Origin of the sequence: Archangium sp. (genome assembly GCF_036277355.1) — a bacterium.
Taxonomy (GTDB): domain Bacteria; phylum Myxococcota; class Myxococcia; order Myxococcales; family Myxococcaceae; genus Archangium.
Genome location: NZ_DASUNC010000167.1, coordinates 31180 through 57782 on the forward strand (window position 1 = coordinate 31180; position 26603 = coordinate 57782).

Annotated in this window: 21 protein-coding genes; 4 read left to right on the forward strand and 17 right to left on the reverse strand. The window is 70.0% G+C overall.

Features of this window, described 5'->3' with window-relative positions; all coding sequences use genetic code 11:
• Positions 1-8 precede the first annotated feature (8 nt).
• Together VFZ09_RS41110 and VFZ09_RS41115 are read left to right on the forward strand one after the other, a co-directional pair.
• The gene (locus VFZ09_RS41110; protein ID WP_329733258.1) at positions 9-524 is read left to right on the forward strand and encodes a hypothetical protein; all 516 of its coding nucleotides are present in this window, start codon (positions 9-11) and stop codon (positions 522-524) included.
• Between the two features lie 287 nt (positions 525-811).
• Positions 812-2203: a cytochrome P450 gene (locus tag VFZ09_RS41115; RefSeq protein WP_329733259.1), complete on the forward strand. Its 1392-nt coding sequence runs from the start codon at positions 812-814 to the stop codon at positions 2201-2203.
• A 12-nt stretch (positions 2204-2215) separates the two neighbouring features.
• Here VFZ09_RS41115 and VFZ09_RS41120 read toward each other — a convergent pair whose 3' ends face one another.
• From VFZ09_RS41120 to VFZ09_RS41130, 3 genes are all read right to left on the reverse strand, one after another.
• Positions 2216-3175 carry a hypothetical protein gene (locus tag VFZ09_RS41120; RefSeq protein WP_329733260.1) on the reverse strand — a complete coding sequence of 320 codons (960 nt, stop codon included), beginning with the start codon at positions 3173-3175 and terminating at the stop codon, positions 2216-2218.
• A gap of 274 nt (positions 3176-3449) precedes the next feature.
• Complete coding sequence (locus VFZ09_RS41125) at positions 3450-5102, reverse strand: M55 family metallopeptidase (RefSeq protein ID WP_329733261.1); 1653 nt, start codon at positions 5100-5102, stop codon at positions 3450-3452.
• Positions 5103-5112: 10 nt separating this feature from the next.
• Positions 5113-5457 carry a hypothetical protein gene (locus VFZ09_RS41130; protein WP_329733262.1) on the reverse strand — a complete coding sequence of 115 codons (345 nt, stop codon included), beginning with the start codon at positions 5455-5457 and terminating at the stop codon, positions 5113-5115.
• Between the two features lie 231 nt (positions 5458-5688).
• Here VFZ09_RS41130 and VFZ09_RS41135 point away from each other — a divergent pair, with 231 nt between their 5' ends.
• Complete coding sequence (locus VFZ09_RS41135; RefSeq protein WP_329733263.1) at positions 5689-6351, forward strand: sterol desaturase family protein; 663 nt, start codon at positions 5689-5691, stop codon at positions 6349-6351.
• Between the two features lie 33 nt (positions 6352-6384).
• Here VFZ09_RS41135 and VFZ09_RS41140 read toward each other — a convergent pair whose 3' ends face one another.
• The 11 genes from VFZ09_RS41140 to VFZ09_RS41190 all read right to left on the reverse strand — a co-directional run bounded on the left by VFZ09_RS41140 (position 6385) and on the right by VFZ09_RS41190 (position 19319).
• On the reverse strand, positions 6385-7527 hold the full coding sequence (locus VFZ09_RS41140; protein ID WP_329733264.1) for a hypothetical protein: 1143 nt from the start codon (positions 7525-7527) through the stop codon (positions 6385-6387).
• 268 nt (positions 7528-7795) lie between these two features.
• On the reverse strand, positions 7796-8359 hold the full coding sequence (locus tag VFZ09_RS41145) for an imm11 family protein (RefSeq protein ID WP_329733265.1): 564 nt from the start codon (positions 8357-8359) through the stop codon (positions 7796-7798).
• A 65-nt stretch (positions 8360-8424) separates the two neighbouring features.
• Positions 8425-8982 (reverse strand): imm11 family protein, encoded by a 558-nt coding sequence (locus VFZ09_RS41150; RefSeq protein WP_329733266.1) that lies wholly within the window; start codon positions 8980-8982, stop codon positions 8425-8427.
• A 16-nt stretch (positions 8983-8998) separates the two neighbouring features.
• Positions 8999-10294 (reverse strand): AHH domain-containing protein, encoded by a 1296-nt coding sequence (locus VFZ09_RS41155; RefSeq protein ID WP_329733267.1) that lies wholly within the window; start codon positions 10292-10294, stop codon positions 8999-9001.
• A gap of 12 nt (positions 10295-10306) precedes the next feature.
• Entirely contained in the window at positions 10307-10945 is a 639-nt protein-coding gene (locus VFZ09_RS41160) for an imm11 family protein (RefSeq protein WP_414640797.1), read from the reverse strand.
• Positions 10887-12188 carry an AHH domain-containing protein gene (locus VFZ09_RS41165; RefSeq protein WP_329733269.1) on the reverse strand — a complete coding sequence of 434 codons (1302 nt, stop codon included), beginning with the start codon at positions 12186-12188 and terminating at the stop codon, positions 10887-10889. Before VFZ09_RS41165 ends, VFZ09_RS41160 begins: the two co-directional genes overlap by 59 nt.
• 34 nt (positions 12189-12222) lie before the next feature.
• Positions 12223-12861, reverse strand: coding sequence for a uracil phosphoribosyltransferase (gene upp / locus VFZ09_RS41170; RefSeq protein WP_329733270.1), 639 nt, complete (start codon positions 12859-12861; stop codon positions 12223-12225).
• A 78-nt stretch (positions 12862-12939) separates the two neighbouring features.
• Complete coding sequence (locus VFZ09_RS41175; protein WP_329733271.1) at positions 12940-14130, reverse strand: URC4/urg3 family protein; 1191 nt, start codon at positions 14128-14130, stop codon at positions 12940-12942.
• Complete coding sequence (locus VFZ09_RS41180; protein ID WP_329733272.1) at positions 14123-15376, reverse strand: GTP cyclohydrolase II; 1254 nt, start codon at positions 15374-15376, stop codon at positions 14123-14125. Before VFZ09_RS41180 ends, VFZ09_RS41175 begins: the two co-directional genes overlap by 8 nt.
• A 15-nt stretch (positions 15377-15391) precedes the next feature.
• Positions 15392-16876 carry a CoA-acylating methylmalonate-semialdehyde dehydrogenase gene (gene mmsA, locus VFZ09_RS41185; RefSeq protein WP_329733273.1) on the reverse strand — a complete coding sequence of 495 codons (1485 nt, stop codon included), beginning with the start codon at positions 16874-16876 and terminating at the stop codon, positions 15392-15394.
• Between the two features lie 199 nt (positions 16877-17075).
• A complete protein-coding gene (locus tag VFZ09_RS41190) occupies positions 17076-19319 on the reverse strand; it encodes a CHASE domain-containing protein (protein WP_329733274.1) in 2244 nt (747 codons plus the stop codon).
• Positions 19320-19614: 295 nt separating this feature from the next.
• Here VFZ09_RS41190 and VFZ09_RS41195 point away from each other — a divergent pair, with 295 nt between their 5' ends.
• The gene (locus VFZ09_RS41195) at positions 19615-23598 is read left to right on the forward strand and encodes a protein kinase domain-containing protein (protein ID WP_329733275.1); all 3984 of its coding nucleotides are present in this window, start codon (positions 19615-19617) and stop codon (positions 23596-23598) included.
• Here VFZ09_RS41195 and VFZ09_RS41200 read toward each other — a convergent pair.
• From VFZ09_RS41200 to VFZ09_RS41210, 3 genes are all read right to left on the reverse strand, one after another.
• Positions 23595-24281, reverse strand: coding sequence for an imm11 family protein (locus tag VFZ09_RS41200; RefSeq protein ID WP_329733276.1), 687 nt, complete (start codon positions 24279-24281; stop codon positions 23595-23597). The two genes, VFZ09_RS41195 and VFZ09_RS41200, sit on opposite strands and share 4 nt — an antisense overlap.
• 65 nt (positions 24282-24346) lie before the next feature.
• Entirely contained in the window at positions 24347-25309 is a 963-nt protein-coding gene (locus VFZ09_RS41205; RefSeq protein ID WP_329733277.1) for a DUF5995 family protein, read from the reverse strand.
• A gap of 90 nt (positions 25310-25399) precedes the next feature.
• A complete protein-coding gene (locus VFZ09_RS41210) occupies positions 25400-26578 on the reverse strand; it encodes a lipid-transfer protein (protein ID WP_329733278.1) in 1179 nt (392 codons plus the stop codon).
• Positions 26579-26603: the final 25 nt, after the last annotated feature.

Genomic DNA, 26603 nt, shown 5'->3' on the forward strand with positions numbered 1-26603 from the left:
CTGGACAGGTGCGCCCCTCCGATTCGAGTGAGAAGCAACGAGCGGCCTTCCGCCAGTGGCTGCCACTGTCGGGTGGCGTGTTGCTCGCGGGGCTGATGGTCTGGAGCCTCACCCCCGCCGAACCGCCCTGCGCCTACGTGGTGGGACAGGACGGCCCGGCCACCGTGGCCACGCCCGCCCGCGTCGTCTTCACCGCGCCAGGGGAGGCGGCCACGTCCTGGACGTGCTCCAGCGAGGGCGTGAGTGTCCCCGCCCTCCCCGTGCACGTCTCCCCGTCGATGTTCGAGAACCCGGACACGCTCGTGGAGGCGACGTCCATCACGCTCCACCTGTCGAGCACCCCGGTGACCCGGGAGGGCCACGTCCTGACGCTCGAGGGGGACAAGCTCCTCGTCCTCCCGCGGCCCGGGCTCCCCGCCGCACGCCCCGAGGGGGACATCACCGAGCCATTCCTCACCGTCGACTTCGGCGGCGGCGAGACGACGGCCCGCTACCTCCCGGCCCCGGTAGCACCCGGAGAATGATTTTCGAATCTGGATCCAATCCGGAACTCCCGCATCAACAGTGCCCCGCCCGGCCGCGGGCACCTGGCGCGTGCAGCTCAAGGGCTACCTCCACCCAGCTCCGGTGCGCCTCCGTCCCCGAGCCCAGCACTCCGATGACTTCACGCCGGGTATACATGGCCTCGCTCCCTGGCCCTCTCCCAGGGGAAGAGGGGACTCGTCAGGTGACGTCAGTCTCCCCGTGGATGCTGGTTCCCACGCTCCACGGCGGACACACTCCCGCCTCTTCCCGAAACGGCCCGTCCCTCATGAACACCCCCTCCGCACCGCTGCCTCCCATGCCCCCGGGCCACTGGCTCTGGGGCCACCTGCCCGAGCGCGCGAGCAACCCGCTCGGCCTTTACCTCGACAGCCAGCGGCGGCTGGGAGACGTGGTGCGCTACCGCATGGGCTACATCTACGTGGAGCAGCTCACGCACCCCGAGCACGTCAAACACGTGCTCGCCGACGCGAGCGCCCGCTACACGAAGGGCACCGTCTTCGACAAGACACGTCCCCTGGTGGGCAACGGCCTGCTCACCGCCGAGGGGGACTTCTGGAAGCGCCAGCGCCGGCTCGCCCAGCCCGCCTTCCACCGCGAGCGGCTGGCGGCGCTCGGCACGCGGATGACGGACACCATCGCCGAGCTGCTGCCGGCCTGGGAGCGCGCGGCGGACGGGGGCACGCCGCTGCCGGTGTTCCAGGAGTTGATGCGGCTCACCCTCACCGTGGCGGTGCGCGCCCTCTTCGGCGTGGACGTGGCCGGGCACACCACCACCGTGGGCGAGGCCTTCACCACCGCGCTCGAGGTCACCAACGCGCGCATCATCTCTCCCCTGCCCTACCTGCCCTGGCTCTACCGGCTGCCCACGCGGAGCAACCGCGCCTTCCGCCGGGCGGTGGACACGTTGGATGGAATCGTCCGCGGCCTCATCTCCCAGCGCCGCGCGGCCGGGACGCAGGCGGAGGATCTGCTCGGCATGCTCATGGCCGCCAGCGACGCGGACACCGGGGACACCTTCGATGACGCGCAGCTGCGCGACGAGGTGATGACGCTGCTGCTGGCCGGCCACGAGACGACGGCCACCTCGCTGGCGTGGACGTTCCACCTGCTGGCACGACACCCGGAGGTGGAGGCCACGCTGCACGCGGAGGTGGACGCGGCGCTCGGCGGGCGGATGCCCACGGTGGCGGACCTGCCGAGGCTGCGCTACGTGGGCTGCGTCTTCGAGGAGGCCATGCGCCTCTACCCGCCCATCTGGGCCATTCCCCGCGTGCCCCTGGAGGACGACGTGGTGGACGGCTACCGGATTCCCAAGGGGGACATCGTCATCCTCGTCCCCTACGTCACCCACCGTCACCCGGACTTCTGGCCCGAGCCGGAGCGCTTCGACCCGGCGCGCTTCCTCCCGGAGAACAGCAAGGACCGGCCGCGCTGGGCCTACCTGCCCTTTGGTGGCGGGCAGCGCCAGTGCATCGGCAACAACTTCGCGATGATGGAGGCCCAGCTGCTCCTCACGCTGGTGGCGCAGCGCTTCCGGCTGCGCGAGGTGCCCGGCGTGCCCGTGGTGCCCGAGGCCCACGTCAGCCTCCGTCCCCGCGGCCCCATGCCCATGCGGGTGGAGCGCCGCGAGGAGCTCCCTCGGGTGCGCGTGGCCTGAGGCCACCGCCCCTCAGAGGACGCAGGTGCCGCAGTCGAGCAGGCAGCTGTCCGCGGTGATGCCGAAGCCGCAGCTCTCGCCCTTCTGGCACACGCCGTCACCGCAGCGGTGCACGTCCTGGGCGCGGATGCGGGTGGTGAGCGGCTTGTACTGCACGCCGTTGTAGGTGCACTGCGTGTAGTACGTGCCGCTGGCGTCCAGCGTGCAGTACTGCTCGCACTGGCCGATGCGCTTCACCTGCTCGCAGGCCGGGTTGGACTGCGCTCCGAAGCCCTTCAGGCCACACGGACGGTCGGTGCTCTCGTCCGAGGCCAGCGCGTTGCGGTCATTGCCGGCGAAGAGCCCCTCGTTGGTGAAGACGTTGCCGAAGAAGCACGACTCCTTGCGGGAGAAGGTGGACAGCTCCTCGGAGGAGAAGGGGATGGTGCTGCCCGTCGCGTCACGCCCCAGCACGGAGATGGAGACGTTGAGGCCGTAGTTGTTGGCGTGGGCCCCCAGGCACGAGGAGATGACCTGCTGCTCCTCCACGGTGGCCGGCGCGCCACTCGCCCAGTTGGGCGCCAGTCCCAGCAGGCCCGTCCAGGAGTACACGGTGCCCGTCAGCGAGCTGGTGAAGGTGCGCGTCTGGCCCGCGGGCACCGCGCAGCGGACCATGTAGCGCATCAGCCGGTCGTTGTTGGCCGGATCGCCGTTGAACCAGGTGGAGAAGTTCGTGGTGGACAGGCCGTTGAGCGACAGCCCGTTGAGCGACAGGCCGTTGAGCGACAGGCCGTTGAGCGACAGCCCGTTCTCCTCCCGGAGCGCCTGCTCCAGGGTCCGCAACTCCGAGCCCTGCTCGTCCGCGGGCAGCTCCGCCACCCCGCAGCCCGTGGCGCCCACCAGCGCCGACGTGAGCACCCACGCCACCACGCTCCGACCCGCCACGCGCCCGGCCATCCCGTTCCGCAGACCTTCGAAAGACGTGAAACCCATGGCTCACACCTCCGGCTCTCGGCCACCTGGGGCTCACCGGGTGGCAAAAGTGAGGGTGGGGATGCGGGATTTTCCCGGCATCGGCTGGAACTCCAGGAAAGCCGTAGAGGTCTGCCTGTCGACAGCCACTCCGTCCAACGCTCGACGGTGGGCGTCTCAGAACGTGAGAGGATCAACACCCGCCGGAGCGGGCACACAGAGGCCTACAGGCTCTCCATGGAAAGTCATTTCCCCATCTGGGAAAGATGGCGCCCCGCCGGTGCCTGTCCGTTCGTCACCGTGAGAACTTCGGATGACGCTCCTCGGCGCCCGCGAAGGCGAGCAGCGCGCCCGCGGTGGCATGGGCGTCCTCCATGCGGCCATCGGGCTGCTGGTGACGCTCGAGCAGGCACAGGAGGGCCTCGTGGGCCCCGCCCCCCGCCTCGTCCACGCACTGGAGACAGAAGGCCAGCTCCGCGCCCAGGTCCACGTTGCCCTGCTCCACCACCCAGGGGGTGGCCACCAGCAACTCCTCCGTCCAGGCCGTGGCGTCCGGGTGCCGCGGCGCGGTGCGCAGGTAGCGGGTGTCCAGCAGGTACAGGTGCGTGAGCCAGTAGAGGTCCGCCACGCGGGAGAGCTCGCGCATGGCCCGTGCGGGGATGGACAGGCGCACGTCCAGGCCGCGCGTGGCGGCCATCTCCCCCAGCAGCCACGCATGGAGGCCGTGGCCCTCGCCATCCAGGTGCTCCAGGTAGGCCCGGAGGAGGTACGGCGTCAGCGGGGCATGGGGCAGGCCGCGCTCGCGGCGCACGTACCAGGCGTCCACCCGCGCCATGCCCACGTCCGGGGAGAGCCCGTCGGGGAGCACCAGCGGCACCTCGGCCAGCGCGGCCACCGCCGCCTCCAGCGTGGGCCCCAGTCCCCGGCGTGCGAAGACCCCGGGCGCATGGCCCTCCAGCATGTGGAGCGTCAGCGCGCGCAGGGCCCGCGCCTCGTCGTCCGCTCCCTCCGTCAGCGAGAGGAAGGCCCCGAGCGCGCGGTCCACCGCCTCCGTCCGCGGGGAGGGCGGGTGCGCGGGAGGCCCTCGCAGGTGGAAGAGCGCCGAGACATCCCGGAGGAAGGCGGGGCTGCCGGGGGCATCCGGCACCGCGTCCCCCAGCACCGCGGTGGCGGCCCGGGCGGCGTGAAGGGCCCGCGTGTAGCGCTCGCGGAAGGTGGGCCCCTCCACCTCCACGCGGTAACGGTCCAACCGCCGGGCCCCCGCTTGGGCGGCGAGCGCGGCCTGGTGCCCGCTCTTGAAGGTGAGGACGAGCGGCGCGTCCGGGAGGGGCTCCACGGGGCGGGCGGGCTGCGAAGCGGCGCGGGTGAGCTCCGGCAGCACGGCCTCGGGCGCGCGCGAGAAGGCGCGGGTGACGGAGAGGGCCTCCTTGGTGCGCACGGAGGCCACGCGGCCGCCGAGCTGCGCCTGGAGCACGTCATCGCCCGAGACGAACACCGCCGGCACCCCGGCCTCCGCGGCCAGCGCCAGCACCAAGTCCGCCTCGGACAGCGCCCGTCCAGCGCACGTCCACTCGCCCAGCAGGTTCACGGTGTGCGCGGCGAAGCCCACCGGGCCCGCCGCCGCGTGCATGCCCAGACAGGCCACCGCCTCCACGTCCTCGAAGAGGTGGGGCGCGTACGCGTCCGGGACGAGGAAGTACGGCTCGGCCGCGGGGTGCAGCGCATCGAGGAGCAGGTTGGACTCACCGGAGCCGGACAGGTGGCTGTCGCTCACCCGCACCCGCGGGTAGCCCGCGGCGAGCAGGCCCTCCACCGCGGCATTCACCTCGGCCGTCAGCAGGGCGCGGGCGCGCGCGTACTCCGCCGTCCCGGCGCTGAGCGCGTCGGGCGCGTCCACACCGGCCACACCATCGAGATCCACGACGAGCAGCGCCCGGCGCACACGCATGCGGCGCCTCCTACTTGCGAGCGGCCGGACCGCCGGACTTGATCCACCGCGCCAGGGCGAGCGCCGTGGGCTCGTCGACGAGCGAGGCGTAGGTGGGCATGGTGGTACCGGGAGCGAACTGCTCGGGGTTGCGGATCCACTTCACCAGCTCCTGCTCGGACTTGCTGGCGGACTGGACGAGGCGCTCGTGGTAGCGGGCGCCCGGGGCATGGCACAGGGTGCAGCCCAACCGGGCGAAGAGGGCGGCAGGGTCCACGTCCTTGCGGGGCTCGGTCTGGGCGGGCACGGTGGTGGACAGCAGGGAGCCGCCCACCAGCAGGGTGCCATACAGGGTGCTCAGCAGCAGTCGGCGCATCGGCTCATGCCCTCCACGGAAATCCAGGATGCCGCAACTGGCTGTCCAAGGGTAGACACCCCGGCCGTCCGCCTGTCCTCCAGGCGGGCCGGACAGCAAGGACTGGAGGACACCGGGGGAGGAAGCCGGGGATTTTCGTGACGCCCCCCGCTTGCCCGGGGGGTATATAAGGACGGCGGCGGGCGATGTCCGCCATGCAACACCCCTTCTGCCTCACTCCCGAGTACGTCCATGAAGACCGAGTACGTGCGCCACGGATCCGCGCGGATGTTCGAGAACGACTTCCTCGAAGCCGCCTCGAAGATCCACCCTGTCACTCCGTTCGCCTTCTACATCCCGATCATCACGGGCCTGCTGGGCTGGGCGCTCTGGAGCGGGACGACGCGCCTGGGCATGGTGGCCCTGTTCGCGCCGCTGGGGTACCTCACGTGGTGCTTCATGGAGTACACGCTGCACCGCAACCTCTTCCACTGGGAGGGGAACGGGCCGCTCACCCGGCGCTTCCACGCCATCATCCACGGCTACCACCACACGTACCCGGATGATCCGCAGCGGCTGGTGATGCCCCTGGGCGCGAGCATCCCGCTGGCCATCGTGATCGGCGGACTGCTGTGGCTGGTGGGCCGGCCGGACGCGACGATTCCGTACTTCTTCGGCATCGTCGTGGGCTACCTCGCCTACGACTACCTGCACTGGGCGGTGCACTACAAGAAGCCGTGGACCCAGTGGGGCAAGACGATGCGCGCGCACCACATGGCGCACCACTTCGCCTGCCCGGACAAGAACTTCGGCATCAGCCACATGTGGATTGATCGGCTGGTGGGCTCGATGCAGGTGCGCGGGCAGGCGGCGCGCGAGACCGCGGCGAAGCAGGACACCGGCGCGGCGGAGTAGTCCCCCGCGCCGGGCCTGCTTTCGGGACCAGCCTCAGGGGTGCGCGGCCGAGGCCGAGGCCCACTGCCAGGCGGAGCCCCGGTGCAGGGCGGCGTAGAGGCGGTCGCGCAGCTCGTTGCACTCGGCGTGGGTCAACGAGCGGTCGAGCGCGCGCAGCACCACGCGCAGCAGCACGTTCTTCTGCCCGGGAGCGATGCCGAGCCGCCGGATGGCGGCGGGCGGCAGGGACTCGTAGGGCGTCTCCGACAGCACCTCGACGGACTCCACCACGCCGGCCTGTTCGCCGAGCGCGGCGCGCGCCCTGTCTCCGAGCTCCTCGTGGGTGGCGTCGCCCTCGAGCACGAGGGAGAGGTCGCGGCGGACGGCGGGCATGGAGGAGACCTCGCGGTACGGCTCCAGGTCGAGCAGCTGCGAGGCGATGCGTGGGTCCTCGGCGCGCAGCAGGCGGATGTCGTCCAGGCCCTTGCGCAACATGAGGATGCGATCCATCCCGAGCCCCATGGCGAGCCCCGAGACGCGCGAGGGGTCCAGGCCGCAGTCGGCGAGGAGCTCGGGGTGGGCCAGGCCGCACTCGCCGATCTCCACCCACTGGCCGTCGTGGCGGACGTCCAGCTGGAGCCCATCGGTGGTGTAGGGGTGCTGGGAGGGAGTGGTGCGCAGCGCGTGGCCGGGGAGCAGGGCGCGCACCACGGTCTCCACCATGTGGAGCAGCTCGCGGACGCCGAGGGGCGCGCCGTGGCGGATGCGCCAGAGGTCCATCTGGTGGGGCTCGCCGGTGTGGAGCCGGTCGATGCAGTCGCGGCGGTAGACGAGCCCGGGACAGGCGAGCAACACGTCTCCGGGAGCGCGGGGAGAGGCGGCGAGCTGACGCAACAGGGGAGGAATCATCGCCGAGGTCTGGGTGCGCAGCAGGGCGGTGTCACAGACGTAGCGGGTGTAGCGGGCGTCGCGGGCGGCCCCGCCGGGCGGGTAGCGCAGCCGGTCGTAGTTGTCGGAGACGGAGACGATGGGGCTCTGCCGGTGCAGGAGGACCTCGCAGCGCCAGGTGTCGCGGAGGGCGGCGAGCACGTCCTCGACGAGACGCTGCATGGCATGAGGGCCGGCGGAGGGATCGGTCAGGTCACGGATGGAAAGGGCACGGCGGACGGCGTCGGTGCTGAGGATGCAGACGGACATGGAAGGGCTCTCGGGCTGGAGTGGAAGGAGGCGGCGTCAGGAGACGCCGGGACGCTCGGACACCCCCCGAACCCCTGGTCCAGGCGAGCGTCACGCCGAGAGGCGATCCGCGAAGGGAGAACGGGCTAGCGACGCAGCACGGCCTCCCGGCGCCTGGTGGGGCTCGGGGGGCGGCTAAATCGACGCTGGCACGTCAGGAGAATCATCGTTCCATAGAGATAAACGCGGTCCGGCCCAAAAGCAATCCGGGGCCGCGGGGAATGCCCGCTCACACCTCGACGAACCGCGTGCCGGTGATGCGCTCGGCCTCCAGGGCCTGCTTGAGGTCCTCGGAGACGATGAGCGAGCCCGTCCAACCCCAGGGGCGGAAGATGCGGGCATCGCCCACCTTCGCCGGGTCGATGCGCAGGCCCGCGATGTACTTGTACTCGCCCAGCTTCTCGGGCTGCTCGTCCTCGGGCTTGAAGTACTGCACCTCTTCACACCGGGCATCGTCGATGCAGCGCAGGGTGCGCAGCGTGTTGAGGATGAAGAAGGAGCCGGCGTGACCCTCCACCTCCACGGGGATGAACTGCACGTCCTGGACACCCAGGCGCTCGAAGAGTTGGACGAAGCGGCCGTGGACCACGGGGATGGAGAAGGCCGCCCAACAGAAGCCCAATTCCACCCCATCGGGCTTCACTGGAAAGCGGATGGGCCCCTGGCGTTCGAGCCATCTACCCTTGAAAAACTGCCAGGGATCGATTCGCTGTCCCTGCTCATCCCTGGGACTGCTCAAGTGCCAGCGCCCTGGATGGTAGACGTCATCCCTTAGCTCATGGAATCCGGACATGTCTCTCACCAGGCGAGGCCACATGGGCCGGAGAGGAACTCGCCACTATTCAAGGCACACGACTCTTACGCCTCGACGAACCGCGTGCCGGTGATGTGCTCGGCATCCATGGCCTGCTTGAGGTCCTCAGAGATGAGGAGAGCCATCGGCCACCCCCAGGGTCGGAAGATGCGGGCTCCTTCGACTTTCGACGGATCGATGCGCAGGCCCGCGACGAACCGGTACTCGCCCACCTTCTCGGGCTCGCCGTCCTCCGGCTTCCAGTACTGCACCTCCTCACACCGGGCGTCGTCGATGCATCGGATGACGCGCAGGGTATTGAGGATGAAATAGGGCCCGGCATGTCCCTCGACCTGGATGGGGATGAACTGCACCTCCTGGATGCCCAGTCGCTCGAAGAGCTGGATGACACGGCCGTGGACCACGGGAGTCAGGAAGGCATCCAAGGTGAACTCCAGCGCCAGTCCATCGGGCTTCACGGGGAAACGGATGGTCCCGTGGGGCTCGAGCTGTTGGCTCTTGGTGAACTGCCAGGGCTCGATCTTCTCGCCGTGTTCATCGATGGGATGGCGCAGGTGCCAACGTCCCGCGATGCGCATGTCATCCTTGAGGAGATAGTGCACGCTTTGCCCTCCGGCTTCAGTCGTGAGACTTCGTCACCAATCGATGAAGCCGGGACCCGGGAGTGCATATGTCCTCCGCGAGCTTTCCAAGTGCCTGCAGCAGCTTGGCCTTGCATCGAGGAACGGGCCCGCAGTCGCGTAGCTCGCTGTTGAGTTTCTCGAACACCGCTTCATGGTACGCCTCGGGGTGAGGGCCTTTGTGGCCCTTGAGGTAGACGAGGTTTTCCGCCGCGTCCAGGCTCATCCCCGCCAACTCGAAGAGTTGCTCGAACCTGGGCGTCCATGGGCCACCGGAACGCTCCGAGATGTCGTTCTTGTTCGTGGCCAGGTGGTGCCAGTGGTAGCCCTCCTGGCTCTCGGTGCCATCCGTGCAGGCGCTTCCCACCGCGGAGGCCGCCGCCGTGCCCGCCGCTACTCCCGTCACGATGACGGTGCCATCCGCCATCATCTGCACCGTCGATGCGCTCCCCATCGACATCCCCTCGGGCAGCGCGAACCGGGGCGCTCGCAGCAACGCCCCGAGCCCTCCACTCGGCACCTCGGGCAACCCCTTGGCCACGCCCAGGCTCGCCACCACCATCAACACCCTCAGCCCCGTGCCTCCCATTGCCTTGCCGAAGCGCTCCGCCACCGCCTCCAACTCCTCCACCGTCCTCGCCGCCTGCGCCTCCTGGTACAGCCTCACGCACGCGTTGGCGAACCGGCTCAACTCCACCGCCCCCACCAACAGCGTCAGCCTCAGCGTCCACGTTGCCACCCACGCCTTGGTGAACAGCGGCTCGGGCACCAGCCAGGCACTGAAATACACCAGCACCGACAGCGCCACGCTGGAGAGGAAGACGCGCGAGCTGAACAACTCCCTCGCCGCTTCCCGCACTCCCTCGCCCATGTAGCGGGGCGACAGCTTCAACGCCATGAGCAGCCGGCTCGTGTCCAGTCCCCAGGGCAGCGCCACCTCGGGCGGACCCAACCGTGACACGAACTCCTCCCGCAGCCTCCTCTCCCATTCTTCCGGCTCCGTCGACGTGCTCACCAGCCGGAAGCGGCGTCCCTCTTGTCGCGGCAAGGACTCATGGAAGGCCGCGAGCACCTCCCGCGCCTCCTCCACCCTCACCCGCTCCAGGCCAAGGTCAAGCGCGACCGGCTCGAACGCGAGTTGCAGTGCACCGCCCGGCAACGGGCGCGTCCGCACCACCGTGGGCCGCGCTGCACTCCGTCCCTCCGGAGGCGGCACCTCCGGGGACGTCGCACACGAAGCCAACCACAGAAACCACAAGGCCACGGCCATGCGCGGCCAGGAGCAGTCACTCATTCCCCTACTCTTCTACACCTCGATGAAGCGCGTGCCGGAGATGCGCTCGGCCTCCAGGGCCTGCTTGAGCTCCTCGGAGATGATGAGCGAGCCCGTCCAACCCCAGGGGCGGAAGATGCGGGCATCGCCCACCTTCTCCGGGTCAATGCGCATCCCCATGACGAACCGGTACTCGCCCACCTTTTCCGGCTGACCATCCTCTGGCTTCCAGTACTGCACTTCCTCGCACCGGGCATCATCGATACAGCGGAGGGTGCACAAGGTGTTGAGGATGAAGAAGGGCCCGGTGTGGCCGTCCACCTGGGCGGGGATGAACTGCACGTCCCGGATGCCCAGCCGGTCGAAGAGCTGGACGAAGCGGCCGTGGACCACGGGGATGGAGACTGCGGCCCAACTGAATTCCAGAGGCATGCCCTCGGGCTTCATGTGGAAACGGATCGTGCCATGCAGATCGAGTTGCCGGCCCTTGAAGAACTGCCAGGGATTGATTCGCTGCCCTTGCTCATCCAACGGGCCTCGCAAGTGCCAGCGGCCTGGATGGTAAAGGTCATCCTCCAACTCGAAATACCTGCGCATGCGTCTCGTTTCGTCCTCAGTCCAGGGAACGCGTCGCCAGCCGGTGGAGTCGGGACCCTGGGGTACATATCTCATCCGCGAGTTCCTTGAGAGCCCTCGCGAGCTTGCTCCTGCACTGAGGAACGTCTTCGCAGTCTCTGACCGCAGCTCGGAGCTTGCTGTATACCTCCCGATGATACGCCTCGGGGTGAGGACCCTTGTGGCCCTTGAGGTAGACGAGGTTCTCCGCCGCGTCCAGGCTCATCCCCACCGACTCGAAGAGTTGCTCGAACCTGGGCGTCCATGGGCCACCGAACCGCTCCGAGATGTCGTTCTTGTTCGTGGCCAGGTGGTGCCAGTGGTAGCCCTCCTGGCTCTTGGAGCCATCCGTGCAGGCGCTTCCCACCGCGGAGGCTGCCGCCGTACCCGCCGCCATTCCCGTCACGACGACGGTGCCATCGGCCACCATCTGCACCGTCGATGCGCTCCCCATCGACATCCCCTCGGGCAGCGCGAACCGAGGTGCGCGCAGCAGAGCCCCGAGCCCTCCACTCGGCACCTCGGGCAACCCCTTGGCCACTCCCAGACTCGCCACCACCATCAACACCCTCAACCCAGTGCCGCCCATTGCCTTGCCGAAGCGCTCCGCCACCGCCTCCAACTCCTCCACCGTCCTGGCCGCCTGCGCCTCCTGGTACAGCCTCACGCACGCATGCGCGAACCGGCTCAACTCCACCGCCCCCACCAACAGCGTCAGCCTCAGCGTCCACGTTGCCACCCACGCCTTGGTGAACAGCGGCTCGGGCACCAGCCAGGCACTGAAGTACACCAGCACCGACAGCGCCACGCTGGAGAGGAAGACGCGCGAGCTGAACAACTCCCTCGCCGCTTCCCGCACTCCCTCGCCCATGTAGCGGGGCGACAGCTTCAACGCCATGAGCAGCCGGCTCGTCTCCAGCCCCCAGGGCAGCGCCACCTCGGGCGGGCCGAACCGGGACACGAAGTCCTCCCGCATCCGTTGCTCCCATTCTTCCAGCCCCGACTCCGTCGACGTGCTCACCAGCCGGAAGCGCCGTCCCTCTTCTCGCGGGAAGGATGCACGGAAAGCCGCGAGCACCTCCCGCGCCTCCTCCACCCTCACCCGCTCCAGGCCAAGGTCAGGCGCTACCGGCTCGAACGCGAGTTGCAGTGCACCACCCGGCAACGGGCGCGTCCGCACCACCGTGGGCCTAGCCGCACTCCGTCCCTCCGGAGGTGGCACCTCCGGGGACGTCGCACACGACACCACCAACAGGAACCACACGGCCACGGCCATGCGCGGCCAGGAGCAGTCACTCATGCTCCGGCAGCATGCATGGCCCTCGGACCTCGGGCTACCGCGTACCGAAGAGCCGGTCTCCCGCGTCTCCCAGGCCCGGCAGGATGTAGCCGTGCTCGTTCAGCTTCTCGTCCACCGCGGCCGTGTAGACGTGCACGTCCGGGTGATGCTCGCGCAGGTTCGCCAGGCCCTCGGGGCACGCCAGCAGACACACGAAACGCAGGCTCCCCGGCTTGCTGCGCTTCACCCGATTCAGCGCCGCCACCGCCGAGTTCCCCGTCGCCAGCATCGGGTCACACATGATGACGTCACGGTCCGCCAGCTGGTTCGGCACCTTGTAGTAGTACTCCACCGCCGCCAGCGTCTTCGGGTCCCGGTACAGACCGATGTGTCCCACGCGCGCGCTCGGCACCAGTTGCAGCATCCCGTCCAGGATGCCCTGCCCCGCGCGCAGGATCGCCACCAGCACCAGCTTCTTTCCGTCCAGCACCGGAGCCATCGTCTCCATCATCGGCGTCTCGATGGTCTCCTCGCGCACCTTCAGATCCCTCATCGCCTCGTAGGCGAGCAGCAGGGAGATCTCCTGCAGCAGCGCGCGGAACGAGGCCGTGCTCGTGTCCTTGCGCCGCATCAGGGTCAGCTTGTGCTTCACCAGCGGGTGGTCCACCACGGTGCAGTTGTCAGGGTACGTCACGGCTCCCTCCTCGTTGCTCGAGTAATAGAAAGAAGACCCTCACCCCCGGCCCTCTCCCAGAGGGAGAGGGAGGGCACTTCAGAACACCGTCCCGTCACTCTCGATACGGATGGGCGGCGTGCCTCCCGGACGCTTCTCCGCGGCGATCTTCCGGCCCGCGCTCCACGTCCCGCCCTGCAGCACCTTCGCCAGCGGCAACTGCTCCGCCGTCATCCCCAACCGCTCGCGCACCCGCTTCGCCACCTCGTCCAGCAGCGCCACCGTCAGTGCACGCCACTCCACGATCGGCTCCGCGCCCGGTGCGTACGCGTCCGTCAGCAGCCGCCCGTCCCTCGGCACCAGCAGGCCCAGGTCCACCAGCAGGCCTCCGTTGCGGTACTCGGGCAGTCCGGTGAGCACGTCCAGGTCCGTCACCGTGATGCCGCCTTCCTCCAGCGGCTCCAGCAACGAGTACGTCAGCCACTGGGACAGTTTGTGGAAGGGCACCAGTGACTCCGGGCTCCCCTCGCGTCCCAGCATCGCGTGCGGCCACACGTCGCCCAGGTTCACCCCGTCCAACGTGATGCGCCCCGGCCAGATGGGCCCCAGTGACTCCAGCACCCGGCCCAGCACCTCGGCCGCGGGCACTCGCGAGCCCCACGCCGACACCTGGTCATACAGCGCGCCGGGCCTCGGCAGCGCCCGTCCCAACCCCTGCAGCAGCGCGAGCCGTCCCTCCAGCCCCGCCAGCGGGTTGGACTCCGTCACCTGGAAGCCCCGCGCCAGAGACTCGAGCGTCAGCCGCTGCAACCCCTCGGCGTCCGCCCGCAACGGCTGGCTCGGGTCCAAGGAGAACGCCCCCGCGAGGAACATGCGGAAGCTGGCCACGGCCAGGCCCTCGGAGCGCGCATACGTGCCACCGCCGGCCTCCACGTACTTCCACGTGGGCCCGCTGCCCGCGTCCAGCAGCACGCTCGTGATGGCCAGGTCCAGCTTCGCCCGGGCCCGCTCGGCGCGCGGCAGCGAGGCCAGCCGCGCATCCAGCTCCGCGTTGCGCCGCACGCCGCCCACGTCGAAGTGTCCCCACCGGCTGTGCACCGGAATGTCCAGCGTGGGGTACGACTCGCGCGTCACGGCCAGCACGTAGTCCGCCACGGCGGGCAGCCGGTCCATGTCCACGCGGAAGTGCTTCAACTGCCCGGCGGTGCCCAGCTCCAGCAGGGCCCGGCAGCGCTCGCGGATCGCGCGAGGGCTGCGCAGGTACGCCACCACGGAGGAGGGCTCACGCATCGAGTGACCTGCCCTTCACCTCCGCGAGCTCCTCCTTCGAGGCCACCTTGCCCGTGGTGAAGTAGCCGGCGGCCTTCTTCGCCTCCATCTCCACCTTGGCGTCCGCGGGAACCAGCTCCTCCGGGATGGGCACGCGCTCGAGAATCTCGATGCCCGAGCGGACGATGGCGTCGTGCTTCATGTCGCTCATGGACACGAAGCGGTGGATGCGGGTGATGCCCAGCCAGTGCAGCACGTCCGGCATCAGCTCCTGGAAGCGCATGTCCTGCACGCCGGCCACGCACTCGGTGCGGTGGAAGTAGGTGGCCGCCGAGTCCCCGCCCTCCTGGCGCTTGCGCGCGTTGTACACGAGGAACTTCGTCACCTCGCCCAGCGCGCGGCCCTCCTTGCGCGAGTACGCGATGACGCCCGCTCCGCCCTGCTGGGCCGTCTGGATGCACACCTCGATGCCATGCGTGAGGTACGGCCGGCACGTGCAGATGTCGCTGCCGAACACGTCCGAGCCGTTGCACTCGTCGTGCACGCGCACCGCCAGCGGGACGTCCGGGTTGGAGATGGTGTCCATGTCCCCGAAGAAGTAGAGCGTGAGCCCGCCAATGGGCGGCAGGAACACCTCCAGGTCCGAGCGGGTGATGAGCTCGGGGAACATGCCGCCCGTCTGCTCGAAGAGGCCGCGGCGCAGCTGCGCCTCCGTGAGGCCGAAGCGCCTGGCGACGCCGGGCAGGTACCACACCGGCTCCACCGCGGCCTTCACCACGCTCACGTCACCGTTGGCGCAGAGGATGTGCCCGTCCGGCTTGAGGCGGCCGGCGGTGATGGCATCGCGCAGCTCGGGCATGTTGATGTGCGCGCGGGTGATGGCGATGGTGGGCCGGATGTCCACGCCCTGCTCCAACCAGGCGCGGAAGGCCTGCGGCGCCACCGCGCCCCACGGATCCATCGACACGATGCGCTCGGGGTCCGCCCAGGCCTTGTGGGGGCCAATCTGCACCGCGGGCGCGGTGTTGGTGAGATCCGGCCGGTGGTCCTGCGTCAGCTGCCCGGCGGCCACGGCCACGGCCCGGTAGATGGCGTACGAGCCCGAGTGCGTGCCGATGACGTTGCGCTGCGAGGGATCCGTCAGCGTGGCGATGACGGGGCCACGGCGCATCGGCTCCGGGTCTGCCCAACGGATGGGGGTGACCTGGGCGTCGCTGTCCGGATGCGAGGTGAGACGGATGTGATTGACGGGTTTCTTATCAGCCATGGGAATTCGATCCTCTCAGCTCATCCAGCTGCCATCGGTCCGCGAGGTCCACTTGCGGGTGACCTTCTTCAAGTCCGTCCAGAAACCGAGGCTGGACGCCCCCGTGATGTCACCGTGGCCGAACTTGGACTCACCGGTACCACCAAACGAAAAGGGCTCGCGAGGCACGGGCACGCCCACGTTCACGCCCACCATGCCCACGCGCGCGCCCTCGACCACCGCCTGCGCCACCGCGCCATTGGTGGTGAAGATGGACGCCGCGTTGCCATAGGGCGAGGCGTTCTCCACCTCGAGCGCCGCCGACAGCGTGGGCACGCGGACGATGGACAGCACCGGGCCGAACAGCTCCCGCTGCGCCGCCTCCATCTCCGGGCGCACCCCATCCAGAATCGTGGGCCCGAGCCAGTAGCCGCCCGCCCACTTCTCCCCGGCCGGCTTCTTCCCGCGCCCATCCAGCAGCACCCGCGCGCCCGCGCGCTCCGCGGCGGCGATGGCCGTCTCCAGGCGGGTGAGGCTCGCGCGGTCGATGAGGGCGCCCATGCCGGGCCCCACCTCCAGCCGCGAGGCGCGCTCACGCACCTGCTCGATGATCCGCTGCACGTCTCCCACCGCGAGCAGCACGCTGGCCGCCATGCAGCGCTGGCCGGCGCACCCGGTGAAGGAGTCCACCACGGACTGCGCGGTGAGCGCCTCGTCCGCGTCGGGCACGACGATGAGGTGGTTCTTCGCCCCGCCGAGCGCCAGCACGCGCTTGCCCTGCGCGCTGCCCTCCGCGTACACGCGCCGCGCCACCGCGGACGAGCCGACGAAGCCCACCGCGCGCACGTCCGGGTGGGCCACCAGGGCCTCCACCGTCTCGCGGCCTCCGTGCACCACGGAGAAGACTCCGCGCGGAATGCCCGCCTCCACCATCAGCTCGCCGAGCGCGCACGCCGTCAGCGGCACCTTCTCCGAGGGCTTGAGGATGAAGGCATTGCCCACCGTCACCGCGATGGGGAACATCCACATCGGCACCATGGCCGGGAAGTTGAACGGGGTAATCCCCGCCACCACGCCGAGCGGCTCGCGCCGGAACTCGCACGAGACACCGCGGCTCACCTCCATCGCGCCGCCGCTGTCCAGGTTCTGCAGCGAGAGCGCGAAGTCACACACCTCCAGGCCCTTGAGCAGGCCCGCGCGCGCCTCGGCCACCGTCTTGCCCGCCTCGCTCGCCGCCAGATGTGACAGGCGATCCAGGTTCGACTCGAGCAGGGTGCGGAAGCGGCTCATGAGCGTGGTGCGCTCGCGCAGGGGCGTGGCGCGCCAGCCGGGCGCCGCGGCCCGGGCCGCCTCCACCGCCTGGGCCACCCCCTCCGCGGGCGTCAGCGGCACGCGGCCAATGACTCCTCCGGTATATGGACTGTGGACGTCGAGCAGAGAGGCGTCTCGCGGCACCAGCCACTCGCCTCCCACGAGGTTGCGGCAGGTGGTGACGCTCTCGGGCAACTGGACGAAGGACACTCGCGCTCCCCCACTGTGACGACTGTGTGAATCCGAAGCATAACAACTGCTTGGCCAAACCCGGTAATCCGAGGGGAGCAAGCAGGCCCGGAAAGAAGGTCTGTTTCCCAACATTCGGCCCCTACGACGCGCCGCGCAGTGACAGCGGCGGGCCCCTGCGTCCCGGAGCGCTCGCACGGTGGGCTGCCGTTGAGCGCCGTCAGTTCAACGCGGCCGCACCGGCCCCGCCGTCTCCCACGTCCGCCACCAGCTCGCGCACCTGCTCGAGCTCCACCGGCTTGACGAGGTGCGCATCGAAGCCCGCCTCGCGCGCGTGCTGCCGGTCCGACGCCTGCCCATAACCCGTCACGGCCACCAGCCTCGGGCCCGCGCCGCCCGAGCGCTCGCGAATCCTGCGCGCCACCTCGTACCCATCCATCCCCGGCAGGCCGATGTCGAGGAAGACGACCTCGGGAGCCTCGGCGCCCAGGCGCTCCAGCGCCGCCATGCCGTCGTGCACCACCGTCACCCGGTGCCCATCCATCTCCAGCACCTCGCCCAGCAGCTCCGCGGCGTCCACGTTGTCGTCCACCACGAGCACGCGGCGTCCCCCGGTGGATGCCTCTCCCTCGGCTGGAGCCTCCACCGGCGCCACCGGCACGCGCGCCTCGGGCAGCAGCGGCAGGCGCACCGTGAAGACACTGCCCTTGCCCACGCCCTCGCTCGCGGCCTCCACACGGCCGCCGTGCATCTCCACCAGCTGCTTCACCAGCGTCAGCCCCAGGCCCAGGCCTCCCTGCGCCCGGTCCAGCGTGCGCGCCACCTGCATGAAGGGCTCGAAGAGGTGCGGCAGCGCCTCGGCCGGAATGCCCATGCCCGTGTCCGCCACCCGCACCACCGCCTCGCCGCCCTCGCGCGCCAGCGTCAGGGTGATGCGGCCCCCGGGCTCCGAGTACTTCGCCGCGTTGTGCAGCAGGTTGGTGAACACCTGCACCAGCCGCACCGGGTCCGCCTCCGTCCACACCGGCCCGTCCGGCAGCTCCACGCGCAACGTGTGCCCCCTCGAGTCCGCGAAGGGCCGCGCCGCCTCCACCGCCCTGCCCACCGAGGCCACCAGGTCCATCGGGTGCGTGCGCAGCTGAATCTTGCCCCGCGTCACCCGCGACACGTCGAGCAGGTCATCCACCAGCCGCCGCATGTGGTGCACCTGGCGCTCCACCACCTCGCGCTCCCGCTCCGTGCCCAGGCCCGCCTGCTGCTTGCGCTCCATGAGCTGCACGGCGGTGAGCACCGGCGCCAGGGGGTTGCGCAGCTCGTGCGCCAGCATGGCCAGGAAGTCGTCCTTGCGCCGGTCCGCCTCGCGCAGCTGCTCCTCCACGCGGGCCCGCTCGGCGAGCGCCACGCGCAGCCCGTCCGCGCTCCGCTCCGCCTCCCCGCGCGCCCGTACCTGCGCGAGCATCATCAAGAAGAAGACCAGGCTCACCAGCGTGCCCAGCCCCGAGAAGGGCAGCAGCACCATGGGCCGCGTGGCCGTCGCGTCGAAGGCCGGCAGCGAGGAGAAGGTCAGCGTCCAGGGCCGCCCCGCCACCAGCAGCGTGGTGGTGGTGGTGAACATCGGCTCGTACGCCAGCGCCTCGGGGCCGTGCGAGCGGTGCAGCAGCCGCGCCTCGTCCACCTCCAGGCCGTCGTAGAGCTGGAAGGCCACGCGCGGATGCCGCTCGGTGCCGAAGATGCCGTTGAGCAGATCATCCGCGCGGAAGGGGCAGTAGACGAAACCCAGGAGCCGCTCGCGCCGCTCCTCCAGCGTGGCCGGCACGTGCCCTCCCTCGTAGACGGGCAGGTACAGGAGGAAACCCGCCTGCTTGTCCTCGTGGATCTCCTGCTTGAGCGTCACCTTCCCGGTGAGCGCGGGCTGGCCCGTGTCCCGGGCGCGCGCCATCGCCTCGCGGCGGATGGGCTCGGAGTACATGTTGTAGCCCATGGCCGCCAGGTTCCTCAGGTCGCGCGGCTCCAGCAGGGTGATGGAGTGCAGCTCGTCCCCGGGCACCTCGGGCCAGGCCTGGAAGCCCGGCAGGCCCAGGGTGGCCCGCGCCCGGCGCTCGACCCGGGTGCGCTCCTCGCGCGAGAAGCGCCGCGTGAAGCCGAGCCCCTGGATGCCCGGGTACTGGGACTGGAGATCGAAGAGGTGCACGTACGCGGAGAACTCCGCCGGCGTCACCTCCTGCTGGGTGGCGAACAGGCCCTCGGTGCCCTGGAGGAGCGCGACGTACGTGTCCAGCCGGCGCTGGATGCGGTCGGACGTCGTCTGCACCAGGTTCTCGAAGCGCGCCTCGTCCCGCGCGCGCGCGGACAACCCCAGCAGCACACAGACACAGGCCGTGAGCAGCAGGCTGAGGGCGAGCACGCCCACGGGCACCAGGTGCCGGGGCAGGCGATGGAACGGTGAATGGCGGAGGAGCTTCATCAAGGCGATCAGGTAGACCAGCGTCCGCTGCCATCCCCGCTCACGTGCGGACCTGACTGGCCCGCCAGCCGGGGATGGACGGACCCGGTGCTCGGTGCACAACCCTTGTAGAAGCCCGCTCCATCCCCGGTGCGAACCGCCTGGCGGAAGTCACCCGGCCCGCGACGGGACTCTCTCCAGGGAGTGGATGGCCAACGCCTTCCTGCCCCGCCGGGCCACTTGCATTGCCCGGGGTCTGGACGCTCTCTACCTTGGGGCCCAGCCATGCCGGGTGCCGGGATGCTGGGGGAAGACCATGCCGGGAAACACCGGTCGCACTGGCGATGGAGACGGCTCGGGCTCCGGGTTCGAGGACTCGGACTTCGGGGATGACCTGCTCCAGGCCGTCTCCCAGGAGTCCGCCCTGCTGCGCATCCCCGCGCTCGGCGAGCGGTTGGGCGGGAAGGACGGCCAGCGGTTCGAGATTCTCGAGCCGCTCGGCGGTGGCTCCATGGGCCGGGTGTTCCGCGCCTGGGACGCGCGGCTGCGGCGCGAGGTGGCGCTCAAATTCCTGCTCCCCGGCACGCCCCTGGACGAGCGCCAGCTGTTCTCCCTGCTGCGGCAGGAGGCCCTGGCCATCGCGCAGCTCGCCCACCCGAACATCGTCCGCCTCTTCGACACGTCCGAGTGGGTGGGCGCCGCCTGGGAGCCGCGCGTCCCCTTCCTCATCATGGAGTGCCTGCGGGGCGAGTCCCTCTCGGCGCTGCTGCAACGCGAGCCCCGGTTGGAGCCCCGGCGCGCCCTCGCCCTCCTGGCGGGCATCGCCGCGGGGCTGGCCCACGCTCACGAGCACCACGTCATCCACCGCGACCTCAAGCCGAGCAACGTCTTCCTCACGAAGCAGGGCGAGGTGAAGCTGCTCGACTTCGGCCTGGCGTGGCTGCTGGAGGAGGGCAGCGCGCCGGGCTTCGAGGACCTGCCCAACGCCGGCACGCCGGCCTACATGGCGCCGGAGCAATGGCGGAGCGAGCGGCAGGACGAGCGCACGGACATCTGGTCCACCGGCATCGTGCTGTACGAGATGCTCACCGGGGGCACGCCCTACCCGAGCGCCAGCCTGCAGGAGCTGCGGGCCCGGGTGCTCTCGGCCGAGCCCGTCCCATCCGTGCGCGAGCACCACCCGGAGCTGCCCCGGGAGGTGGAGCCGCTCTTGCGCACGATGCTGGCCAAGGCGCCCGAGCGGCGCTTCCAGACGGGGCAGGAGCTCGTCGAGGAGCTGCGCGAGGTGAGGGAGTCGCTCGGGATGCGCTGGCAGGCCCCGCGCCGCGTGAGGCCCGAGCGGCGGCAGGTGACGCTGGTGGCGTGCCGGCTGACGGGACTGGCCATGCCCGGGCAGGTGCTGGACGCCGAGGACATCGGCGAGCTGGAGGAGGCCTTCCACCAACGGAGCGCGGAGCTCGTCCAGCGGTACGGGGGCTCCATCGTCCTGGCCATGGGTGACGAGGTGCTGGCCTGCTTCGGCTACCCGCTGGTGCGCGAGAACGACTCGGAGCACGCGGTGCAGGCGGGGCTGGCGCTGGCCCGCGAGCTGCCCGCCGCGCTCCAGCGCAAGCTGCCCCGGCTCGCCTCGGACGTGCTGGCGGTGAAGGTGGGCCTGCACACGGACCAGGTGACGCTGAGCGAGCCCACGCGCGAGCACGGCAACCGGACGCTCGTGCTCCAGGGCGAGGCCCCGAAGGTGGTCACCTGGCTGGCGGCCCAGGCCGGGCCCCACACCGTGACCGCCAGCGAGGCCACCTGGGCGCTGGTGCGCGGGAGGTTCGAGGCCGAGCCGCTCGGCACCTTCGTCTACGAGGGCCTGTCGGGGACGTCGCGCCTGGGGCTGTACCGCGTGCTGAGCGAGCGGCCCGCGTCGTACCGCTTCGAGAAGGCCATCGTCACCGGGGGCCTCACGCCGCTGGTGGGACGCGAGCAGGAGCTGCAACGGCTGCTCACGTATTGGGAGAGGGCGCGGCGGGGCCAGGACGGCTTCGTGCTCGTCACCGGCGAGCCGGGGGTCGGCAAGTCCCGGCTCATCCAGGAGCTGCACGCGCGCGTCTGCCAGGACTTCTGCATCCACTTCCAATGCCAGTGCTGGCCGCAGTCCAGCACCAGTGCCTTCCAACCCATCATCGAGGTGCTGCGCCGCCTCTTCGCCTCTCACGCGGTATGGCCGGAGTCCCTGGGGCTCTCCGCGGAGCACGTGTCCTTGTTGGGGCAATTGCTGTCCCTGCCCGAGTCCGAGGAGCGGCCTCCGCTCCAGCTCTCGCCGGAGCGGCGCAAGGAGCGCACCCTGGAGGCGCTGGCGTCGCTGCTGTCGAGCGTGGCCCGGGAGCACCCGGTGCTCGCCGTGGTGGAGGATCTGCACTGGGCGGACCCCTCCACGCTGGAGCTGCTCGAGTACCTCGTGGAGCGCGTGGAGCCCCAGCGCATCCTCTTCGTCCTCAGCGCCCGGCCCGACTTCCACCCGCCCTGGCCCATCCACCCGCGGCTGCACCGGCTCGTGCTGGAGCGGCTGTCTCCGGAGCACACCGCGGCCCTGGTGCGCGAGGCGGCGGGAGGCCGCGGCCTGCCCCCCGAGGTGGTCCAGCAACTGGTGGCCCGGACGGATGGCGTCCCCCTCTTCGTGGAGGAGCTGACACACATGGTGCTGGAGCGCGGCACCCCGGACGCCATCCCCATCACCCTGCACGAGCTGCTGCTGGCGCGGTTGGATCTCCTGCCTCCCCGGCAGAAATCACTGGCCCAGGAGTGCGCGGCCATCGGGCGCAGCTTCTCGCACGCGCTGCTGGCCACGTTGACCCGGCGGAGCCCAGCGGCGCTCCAGCGCGACCTGGAGGGACTGATCGAGGCCGGACTCCTGCAGCCCCTCCACGAGCGGGCGGGGCCAGGCTACCGGTTCCGTCATGCCCTCATGCAGGACGCGGCCTGTCAGTCGCTGCCGCGAAGCGCGCGCCGCAAGCTGCACCACCGCATCACCGAGGCCCTGCTGGAGCAGTCCCCCGAGGTGCGCCAGACGCAGCCGGAGCTGCTCGCCCACCACTACACCGAGGCCGGTGAGGACGCGCCAGCCATCCGCTACTGGTTCCAGGCCGGACAGCGCGCCAGCGTGCGCTCGGCCAACCAGGAAGCGGTGAGCCACTTCCAGCAGGCCCTGCGGCTGTTGCGCCTGCAGCCGGACACACCGGAGCGGATGCAGGAGGAGCTGCGGCTGCTCATCGCCCTGGGCATCCCGCTGGCCCAGGTGCAGGGCTACCGCTCGCCGGAGGTGGAGCGCACGTACGCTCGGGCGCGCGAGCTCATCCACCAGGTGGGCGAGGCACTGCCGCGGCTGCAACTGTCCTACTGGGGGCTCTTCGTCTACTCGTTCTCGCGCGCCGAGTACGGCGTGGCGCACGAGCTCGCGGGACAGCTCGTGGCACAGGGCGAGCGCCACCAGGACATGGAGCTGCTCGCGCTGGGACACCGGATGATGGCGGCCACCTTCTACATCTGGGGAGAGCTGGCCGCCGCGCGGGAGCACGTGGAGCGGGGACTGGCCTGCCCGGACCTGCCGCTCGAGGCGCACCGGGCCATCGCCGAGAAACAGTGGATCAACCCACGCGCCACGACGCTGGCCTTCGGGGCCATGGTGTATTCGGCGCTCGGCCGCGAGCAGGAGGCCTGGCGCTCCAGCCAGGAGGCGCTGGAGCTGGCACGGCGCATCGGCCACCCGCACACGACGGCCACCGTGCTGAACTACATCTGCGTGGCCTGCCAGCTGCGCCGCGAGGCCCGGTGTGCCCTGGAGTGGTCCGCCCAGGCGATCTCCCTCGCGCACGAGCACGGCTTCCGGGCCTCGGAGATCTGGGCCACGCTCATCCACGGCTGGGCCCTGGCCGAGCTGGGACAGGCGCACGCGGGGCTGAAGCTCATCCGTGAGGGCATCGCGGCCTGGAGGGGACCGGGGATCAGCGCCGGCCTGTTCCACCACGACCTCGGCCTGCTGGCGGAGCTGCACCTGAAGCTGGGACAGCCGCACGAGGCGCTGGCGCTCCTCAACGAGGCGCTGGAGCGGGCACCCACGGAGGGCCAGCACTTCTACGAGGCGGAGCTGCACCGGCTGCGAGGCGAGGCGCTGCGGGAGCTCGGCCACGAGCTGGACGCGCGCGAGTGCTTCCTGCGCGCCATCCAGGTGGCCCACGAGCAGGGGGCCCGCGCCTTCGAGCAACGGGCCCGGGAGGCACTGGGGGCCGTCCCCCCGGAGCACCATGCCCACTAATGGGAGCCAGAAGCGTCTGGTGGGGGGCCCAGGCGCGACGTATCCCAGACGAACTCCTCCGTGGGAATCAACTTCATGTTCGTCAGCGCATGGCGTTGGACGAAAGAGGCGAAACGCTCGGAGACGAAGATGAAACCCTGGATGCCCCGGGGGCGGAACACGTCCTCGCCCGCCCAGGTGCCCGGCATCAGCGAGAGGCCATGGATGGAATTCACTGCGATGGAGCGGCACTCGGCGCAGGTCATGGGCTCGCGAATGCGCAAGCGGCTGCGCGCCTCATCGACGGCGGCTCGGCCGAAACAGGGACTGGCAACGAAGTAACGAGGCACCTCGAGAGGTTGCGGATTCTTGCGCCTGACGCGCACGCGCGTCACCTCCACCGGGTGGAAGCCTTGCAACCCGGTCAGCCCGTCTGCCCGGAAGGCCTCGGCCATGCGCTCGGAGATGAGGATGTCATAGGCCGGCCCGTCCATGAAGTCGCCGAAGGCCTTGCCATACAGTTCCACTTCGCCTTGGTAGGGCGGCAGCCACAGCCGCATGCCGAGGATGGTTCCGCACACCGGGCACCGAGGGGCCGCTGCGAAATTGGCAGGAGAAGCCCTGTCGAACATCGTGTCGTGGGCTCCCCACGCCTCGTGCTCGAGCACGAAGAAGCGCGGGGTGGACGGTTGCTCAGTAGCCATCGCGGGTGCGGCCGAGCATAGGCGCAACACAGCCTCTGTGAGCCCCCCTTCAGGGGGCCTCCCCATCAGAAGGGCCGCTGGAGCCGGTGGTCCAGACGTCCCGCCGCGTGGACCTCCACCCCATCCAGGCCGGGCTGGAACCTGCCCTCGAAGCGCCCCCGGCGCAGGCCCCTGTCCAGCCGGAACACCGCGTTGTTCAGCCAGCCGCCCTCGAGGAGGAACTCCGCCATCTGCTGGGACTCCCAGCCCAGCCGCAGCTTCACCTTCTCGAACTCCTCCGGTCCGGCCGCCAGCAACCCGAGCACGTTGTTCCAGACACGGTCGCGGTAGTACCGCAGCCCCGCGCTGGTGAGCAGCTCGTCGAGCTGTCCGCCCATCCTGCTCAAGAGCCTCATGGCCCCCCGGAACTCCCGGCCCAGAATCTCCTGGATCTTCGGGTTGGTGCGCACGAGGACGTTGTTCATCTGGTCATGGTCGAACTTCCACCGCGCCATCTGCTCCGCGACCCGGCGGTCCCGCGTCTCCGGATCCTTCAACTCCTGCCGTAGGCGCCGCAGATCCTCCCGGACGATCTCATGAATGCCCTGGGCCAGGTCGAAGTTGATGTGCGCGTTGATGCCGAGCAGCATGCACAGAAGGATGCTCGGCCGGCGCCGGGCGGCCTGCTCCATCGCCATCCCCCAGGCCGCGCAGATGGGCTTGTTGTCGGGGGAGCACGCACGCGAGCGCGTGAGGGACTCGAAGTAGAGCGCCGCGAACCGGCCCGCGAGCCTGTCCACCCAGGCGGGGTCGAAGAAGATGGGGCCCGTCTGCTCGAAGTCCCCCGTCCCATGGACCGCCGCGTTCACCTGCGTGGTCATCACGAAGTAGGCGCGCAGGAAGATGGCGCGGCCATCATTGCGCGCGTAGAGCTGCTCCAGCTCCTTCTTCATGCAGAGCAGCGCCTCGCCCGTGTTCCGGGGCTTGTGCTGTCCGTCCTTGCAATCAGAGCCGCAAGCGAGCGTCGAAGCGGTGAAGGTATCGGCCATGGCCACTCTCCCTCTCGGTGCCGTCGTCCAGGAGGGATGGAGAGGGAGAGCGCCAGGTGTGACGCGGGCCGCCATCGCCCGCCTGCCCGCTCAGTCGCGGCGGTACATCGTCACCACGCACGCACCGCCGAGGCCCAGGTTGTGCTGCAGCGCCACGCGGGCGCCCTCGACCTGGCGCTGCTCGGCCTGGCCCCGAAGCTGCCAGACGAGCTCCGTGCACTGCGCGAGCCCCGTGGCACCCAGCGGGTGGCCCTTGGAGAGCAGCCCGCCCGAGGGGTTGGTGACGAACTTCCCGCCGTAGGTGTTGTCCCCGTCCCAGATGAACTTCTCCGCCTCGCCCTCCTTGCACAGGGCGAGCGCCTCGTAGGTGAGCAGCTCGTTGGCGGTGAAGCAGTCGTGCAGCTCGACGACGTCCACGTCCTCGGGGCCGAGGCCCGACTTCTCGTACACCTGCTTCGCGGCGAGGGCCGCCATGTCGAAGCCGACCATCTTGATCATGCTGTCGCCGAAGCTGGAGGGCAGGTCCGTGGTCATCGACTGGGCGGCGATGTACACGGGGTTGGAGTGCCCCAGCTTCCGGGCGAACTCATCCGAGCAGACGATGGCCGCGGCGGCGCCGCACGTGGGCGGGCAGCACTGGTAGCGGGTGAGCGGATCGAAGACCTCGTCCGAGGCGAGGATCTCCTCCACCGAGAGCGTCTGGGTGAAGAGCGCGAAGGGGTTCTTGCTCGCGTGCTTGCGGGCCTTCTCCGAAATCTTGGCGAAGGTCTCGCGCTTCGTGCCGTACTTCCAGCGGTACTCACGGCCGGCGCCGCCGAACATCTGCGCGGCGAAGGGCGACTGGTTCATGCCCTGGGCGCGGTTCATGGTGTCCACGTGGCGCTCGAGCGGATTGGCGCGGTCGTCGAACTTGGAGGCGAGCGCGCCCTTCTCCATCTTCTCGAAGCCGAGCGCGAGGACGCACTCGGCCATGCCGCCCTCGACGGCCTGGCGCGCGAGGTAGAGCGCGGTGGAGCCGGTGGAGCAGTTGTTGTTCACGTTGATGACGGGGATACCGGTGAGGCCCACCGAGTACACGGCGCGCTGGCCACAGGTGCTGTCACCGAAGACGTAACCGGTATAGGCCTGCTGGATGTCGCCATAGGAGATGCCCGCGTCCTTGATGGCCGCCTGGGCCGCCTTGGAGGCCATGACGTCGTACTCCTCGCTGGCGCCCGGCTTGGCGAACTTCACCATCCCCACTCCGATGACATTGACTCGACGTCCCATGGTTGTTGTTCCTTTTCGTGTGGGT

What these genes read in the sequence shown, in the direction of transcription:
- VFZ09_RS41115 (WP_329733259.1), top strand. Translation starts at nt 812, where the DNA reads ATGAACACCCCCTCCGCACCGCTGCCTCCCATGCCCCCGGGCCACTGG.
- VFZ09_RS41120 (WP_329733260.1), bottom strand. Translation starts at nt 3,175, where the DNA reads ATGGGTTTCACGTCTTTCGAAGGTCTGCGGAACGGGATGGCCGGGCGC.
- VFZ09_RS41125 (WP_329733261.1), bottom strand. Translation starts at nt 5,102, where the DNA reads ATGCGTGTGCGCCGGGCGCTGCTCGTCGTGGATCTCGATGGTGTGGCC.
- VFZ09_RS41130 (WP_329733262.1), bottom strand. Translation starts at nt 5,457, where the DNA reads ATGCGCCGACTGCTGCTGAGCACCCTGTATGGCACCCTGCTGGTGGGC.
- VFZ09_RS41135 (WP_329733263.1), top strand. Translation starts at nt 5,689, where the DNA reads ATGAAGACCGAGTACGTGCGCCACGGATCCGCGCGGATGTTCGAGAAC.
- VFZ09_RS41140 (WP_329733264.1), bottom strand. Translation starts at nt 7,527, where the DNA reads ATGTCCGTCTGCATCCTCAGCACCGACGCCGTCCGCCGTGCCCTTTCC.
- VFZ09_RS41145 (WP_329733265.1), bottom strand. Translation starts at nt 8,359, where the DNA reads ATGTCCGGATTCCATGAGCTAAGGGATGACGTCTACCATCCAGGGCGC.
- VFZ09_RS41155 (WP_329733267.1), bottom strand. Translation starts at nt 10,294, where the DNA reads ATGAGTGACTGCTCCTGGCCGCGCATGGCCGTGGCCTTGTGGTTTCTG.
- VFZ09_RS41160 (WP_414640797.1), bottom strand. Translation starts at nt 10,945, where the DNA reads ATGAGATATGTACCCCAGGGTCCCGACTCCACCGGCTGGCGACGCGTT.
- VFZ09_RS41165 (WP_329733269.1), bottom strand. Translation starts at nt 12,188, where the DNA reads ATGAGTGACTGCTCCTGGCCGCGCATGGCCGTGGCCGTGTGGTTCCTG.
- VFZ09_RS41175 (WP_329733271.1), bottom strand. Translation starts at nt 14,130, where the DNA reads ATGCGTGAGCCCTCCTCCGTGGTGGCGTACCTGCGCAGCCCTCGCGCG.
- VFZ09_RS41180 (WP_329733272.1), bottom strand. Translation starts at nt 15,376, where the DNA reads ATGGCTGATAAGAAACCCGTCAATCACATCCGTCTCACCTCGCATCCG.
- VFZ09_RS41190 (WP_329733274.1), bottom strand. Translation starts at nt 19,319, where the DNA reads ATGAAGCTCCTCCGCCATTCACCGTTCCATCGCCTGCCCCGGCACCTG.
- VFZ09_RS41195 (WP_329733275.1), top strand. Translation starts at nt 19,615, where the DNA reads ATGCCGGGAAACACCGGTCGCACTGGCGATGGAGACGGCTCGGGCTCC.
- VFZ09_RS41200 (WP_329733276.1), bottom strand. Translation starts at nt 24,281, where the DNA reads ATGGCTACTGAGCAACCGTCCACCCCGCGCTTCTTCGTGCTCGAGCAC.
- VFZ09_RS41205 (WP_329733277.1), bottom strand. Translation starts at nt 25,309, where the DNA reads ATGGCCGATACCTTCACCGCTTCGACGCTCGCTTGCGGCTCTGATTGC.
- VFZ09_RS41210 (WP_329733278.1), bottom strand. Translation starts at nt 26,578, where the DNA reads ATGGGACGTCGAGTCAATGTCATCGGAGTGGGGATGGTGAAGTTCGCC.